This window comes from Collinsella sp. TM06-3, assembly GCF_003436395.1.
GTDB lineage: Bacteria > Actinomycetota > Coriobacteriia > Coriobacteriales > Coriobacteriaceae > Collinsella.
In genome coordinates this window covers 1-5,166 of sequence record NZ_QSPG01000013.1, presented here as the reverse complement: position 1 = coordinate 5,166, position 5,166 = coordinate 1, and the positions used below count along the sequence as shown (strand labels likewise).

Here is a 5,166-nt window from a genome sequence, read left to right as displayed (position 1 = left end):
ATATTTTGGACGGAGAGTTCGATCCTGGCTCAGGATGAACGCTGGCGGCGCGCCTAACACATGCAAGTCGAACGGCACCCCTCTCCGGAGGGAAGCGAGTGGCGAACGGCTGAGTAACACGTGGAGAACCTGCCCCCTCCCCCGGGATAGCCGCCCGAAAGGACGGGTAATACCGGATACCCCGGGGTGCCGCATGGCACCCCGGCTAAAGCCCCGACGGGAGGGGATGGCTCCGCGGCCCATCAGGTAGACGGCGGGGTGACGGCCCACCGTGCCGACAACGGGTAGCCGGGTTGAGAGACCGACCGGCCAGATTGGGACTGAGACACGGCCCAGACTCCTACGGGAGGCAGCAGTGGGGAATCTTGCGCAATGGGGGGAACCCTGACGCAGCGACGCCGCGTGCGGGACGGAGGCCTTCGGGTCGTAAACCGCTTTCAGCAGGGAAGAGACGAGACTGTACCTGCAGAAGAAGCCCCGGCTAACTACGTGCCAGCAGCCGCGGTAATACGTAGGGGGCGAGCGTTATCCGGATTCATTGGGCGTAAAGCGCGCGTAGGCGGCCCGGCAGGCCGGGGGTCGAAGCGGGGGGCTCAACCCCCCGAAGCCCCCGGAACCTCCGCGGCTTGGGTCCGGTAGGGGAGGGTGGAACACCCGGTGTAGCGGTGGAATGCGCAGATATCGGGTGGAACACCGGTGGCGAAGGCGGCCCTCTGGGCCGAGACCGACGCTGAGGCGCGAAAGCTGGGGGAGCGAACAGGATTAGATACCCTGGTAGTCCCAGCCGTAAACGATGGACGCTAGGTGTGGGGGGACGATCCCCCCGTGCCGCAGCCAACGCATTAAGCGTCCCGCCTGGGGAGTACGGCCGCAAGGCTAAAACTCAAAGGAATTGACGGGGGCCCGCACAAGCAGCGGAGCATGTGGCTTAATTCGAAGCAACGCGAAGAACCTTACCAGGGCTTGACATATGGGTGAAGCGGGGGAGACCCCGTGGCCGAGAGGAGCCCATACAGGTGGTGCATGGCTGTCGTCAGCTCGTGTCGTGAGATGTTGGGTTAAGTCCCGCAACGAGCGCAACCCCCGCCGCGTGTTGCCATCGGGTGATGCCGGGAACCCACGCGGGACCGCCGCCGTCAAGGCGGAGGAGGGCGGGGACGACGTCAAGTCATCATGCCCCTTATGCCCTGGGCTGCACACGTGCTACAATGGCCGGTACAGAGGGATGCCACCCCGCGAGGGGGAGCGGATCCCGGAAAGCCGGCCCCAGTTCGGATTGGGGGCTGCAACCCGCCCCCATGAAGTCGGAGTTGCTAGTAATCGCGGATCAGCATGCCGCGGTGAATGCGTTCCCGGGCCTTGTACACACCGCCCGTCACACCACCCGAGTCGTCTGCACCCGAAGTCGCCGGCCCAACCGCGAGGGGGGAGGCGCCGAAGGTGTGGAGGGTGAGGGGGGTGAAGTCGTAACAAGGTAGCCGTACCGGAAGGTGCGGCTGGATCACCTCCTTTCTAGGGAGATACATTCTTAGAGAGATCAACTTAACTCGAATAGAGGGCAGGAGCCCGTCCGGTAGATGTCCGCCAGGATGATTCCCCGCAGCACCCGGTCCCCGGGGTCGCACCCGCGTACCTTGAGAGCCGCATAGCGATAGGAGAGAGATGGAAGATCATTCTTCCAGACTCGATTCTTTTCTGCGATTTAAAGACAGAATGATAGCAATCATTCATCCGATCCAAACAAGAAGAATTCACTTATAAATGAGTGAGGAGCATCTGATCGCGAGCACAGTGAAGACACTGTGCCGCGGTATGAGATACCCGAATTGCGACATACGAGCGCTATTCATGATATCGATTAATTTAACTTAATTAGCGACACGTGGATATCCCGCGGGCCCGATGCGGTCCCGCAAGATACCACGGGCGCACGGCGGATGCCTTGGCACAGGGAGCCGATGAAGGACGCGGCAAGCTGCGATAATCCCCGGCGAGGAGCACACATCCTTCGACCCGGGGGTCTCCGAATGGGCGAACCCATGCACAGCAGTGTGCATATCCCCGGCCCGAACACATAGGGCCGGGGAGGACAACCCGGGGAACTGAAACATCTAAGTACCCGGAGGAGAGGAAATCAATCTCGAGACTCCCCGAGTAGCGGCGAGCGAAAGGGGACCGATGGCCAAACCGTCGAGCGGGCATACCCGGCAGGGGTTCCGCCGACGGGGTTGCAGGGCCGCGCATCCGGGGGCTGCCGCCCCCGGGCGCAGGTCCGGCTGGGGAGCGGAACGGCATGGGAGGGCCGGCCGCAGCGGGTGACAGCCCCGTACGCGAACCCAGACCGGACGGCGCGACGCGGTCCCTGAGTAGGGCCGGGCACGTGAAACCCGGTCCGAACCTGGGTGGACCACCATCCAAGCCTGAGTACTACCCTGTGACCGATAGCGCACCAGTACCGTGAGGGAAAGGTGAAAAGCACCCCGGGAGGGGAGTGAAACAGTACCTGAAACCGTGCGCCCACGAGCAGTCGGAGCACCTATACGGTGTGACGGCGTGCCTTTTGTAGAATGAGCCAGCGAGTCGCTGGCGCGGGGCGAGGTTAACCGAAAGGGAGCCGGAGCGAAAGCGAGCCTTAACAGGGCGACTTGAGTCCCGCGCCGCGGACGCGAAGCCGGGTGAGCTATCCGTGGGCAGGCTGAAGCGGGGGTAAGACCCCGTGGAGGGCCGAACGCACGTCGGTTGAAAACGGCGGCGATGACCTGCGGATAGGGGTGAAAGGCCAATCAAACCCGGAGATATCTCGTTCTCCCCGAAATAGCTTTAGGGCTAGCGTCGCGCGTTCACCGCCGGAGGTAGAGCACCGGATGGACGAGGGGGCTTCGCCGCCTACCGAATCCAACCGAACTCCGAATGCCGGCGGCCCAGAGCGCGGCAGTCAGAGCATGTGGGCTAAGCTGTGTGCTCGAGAGGGAAACAGCCCGGACCGCCCGCTAAGGTCCCCAAGTTCCAGCCGAGTGGCAAAGGATGTGCGTCCGCCCAGACAACCAGGATGTTGGCTTAGAAGCAGCCATGCATTCAAAGAGTGCGTAACAGCTCACTGGTCGAGTGGACATGCGCCGACAATACACGGGGCTAAGCTGGACACCGAAGCGGCGGGATTTTATCTATATAGAATCGGTAGGGGAGCTTCCCATGGGCGGTGAAGCCGCCGGGCGACCGGCGGTGGAGCGCATGGGAGTGAGAATGCTGGCATGAGTAGCGAGAGACGAGAGAGTAACTCGTCCGCCGTGAACCCGAGGTTTCCTGGGCAAGGCTAATCCTCCCAGGGTCAGTCGGGGGCTAAGGCGAGGCCGGGAGGCGTAGCCGACGCGCAGCAGGCAGACATTCCTGCACCGCGCACGCGGCGCTACGACCGACGGGGCGACGGATGGGGGTGGCTCGGCGGGGTTCTGGACGTCCCCGTGATGGAGCGCGGCCCGCGGACCAGGGAAATCCGGTCCGCACGAGGGCGAGGCTCCGGACGAAGCGATCAAGCGAAGCGAGTGAGCCCGAGGTCCCTAGAAAAACCCCTAGGCAGGCGCGTGCGCGCCCGTACCGCAAACCGACACAGGTGGGTGGGTAGAACATACCGAGGCGATCGGGTCAACCATGGTCAAGGAACTCGGCACAATGGCCCCGTAACTTCGGGAGAAGGGGTGCCCGCGCGTACGTGAACGGACTTGCTCCGGGAGCGGAGGCGGGCCGCAGTGGAGAGGCCCAAGCGACTGTTTACCAAAAACACAGGACTCTGCAGAAGCCGCAAGGCGACGTATAGGGTCTGACGCCTGCCCGGTGCCGGAAGGTCACGCGGAGGAGTTAGCCGCAAGGCGAAGCCCCGAAGCCAAGCCCCGGTAAACGGCGGCCGTAACTATAACGGTCCTAAGGTAGCGAAATTCCTTGTCGGGTAAGTTCCGACCTGCACGAAAGGCGCAACGACTTGGGCGCTGTCTCGACCATGGACCCGGTGAAATTGCACTGGTCGTGAAGATGCGACTTACCCGCGGAAGGACGGAGAGACCCCGTGAACCTTCACTGCAGCTTGGCATTGGCCGCTGGTCCCGCGTGTAGAGGATAGGCAGGAGGCGAAGATCCGGAGGCGCCAGCCCCCGGGGAGCCGCCCTTGGAATACTGCCCTCGCGCGACCGGCGTCCTAACCCGAGGCCGTCAACCGGCTCGGGGACCGTGCCAGGCGGGCAGTTTGACTGGGGCGGTCGCCTCCTAAAGGGTAACGGAGGCGCGCGAAGGTCCGCTCGGGACGGTCGGCAACCGTCCTTTTGAATGCAAGAGTACAAGCGGGCTTGACTGCGAGGCCCACAAGCCGAGCAGGTGCGAAAGCAGGCTCTAGTGATCCGGCGGCCCCGAGTGGGTGGGCCGTCGCTCAACGGATAAAAGGTACTCCGGGGATAACAGGCTGATCTTGCCCAAGAGTCCACATCGACGGCAAGGTTTGGCACCTCGATGTCGGCTCATCGCATCCTGGGGCTGGAGCAGGTCCCAAGGGTACGGCTGTTCGCCGTTTAAAGCGGTACGCGAGCTGGGTTCAGAACGTCGTGAGACAGTTCGGTCCCTATCCTCCGTGGGCGCAGGAGAATCGATGGAGGCTGCCCCCAGTACGAGAGGACCGGGGTGGACGCACCTCCGGTGAACCGGTTGTCGACCAACGGCACGGCCGGGTAGCCGCGTGCGGCGCGGATAACCGCTGAAGGCATCTAAGCGGGAAGCCGTTCCAGGGATTAGTTCTCCTTCCGGTAAGGGCCCAGGTAGACTACCTGGTCGATAGACGGCAGGTGCAAGGGCGGCGACGTCCTCAGCCGAGCCGCACTAATCGCCCGAGCTCTTCCGGAACCGCACCTCGCGGCCCGCGGGACATGCGCTCATGCGCGGTCCGGGCACGAGGATGCCCCCGAGTCAGACCTTTCCTATACGCCATGCGGCCCCCAGGGCACGTGAGTAGACACCCGGACACCGTAACGGTGGGCGCCGCCCACCGGTCAGCGGCCAGAGCATGGGGGGCACGCCCGGTCCCGTTCCGAACCCGGAAGCTAAGCCCCATCGCGCCGAGAGTACTGCGGGGTGAGCCCGTGGGAGGCCAGGGCGCCGCTGACCGGTGGACGGCACCGAGCCGTC

General features: G+C 63.9%; 3 rRNA genes. All 3 read left to right on the top strand.

From position 1 onward, the window contains the following. Window positions 1-6 precede the first annotated feature (6 nt). Window positions 7-1,512, top strand: a 16S ribosomal RNA gene (locus tag DXD56_RS06435). Window positions 1,513-1,910: 398 nt separating this feature from the next. After that, window positions 1,911-4,884 (top strand): 23S ribosomal RNA (locus DXD56_RS06430). 145 nt (window positions 4,885-5,029) lie between these two features. Beyond that, a 5S ribosomal RNA gene (gene rrf, locus DXD56_RS06425) occupies window positions 5,030-5,145 on the top strand. The 16S, 23S and 5S rRNA genes sit together here, the layout of an rRNA operon. Window positions 5,146-5,166 lie beyond the last annotated feature (21 nt).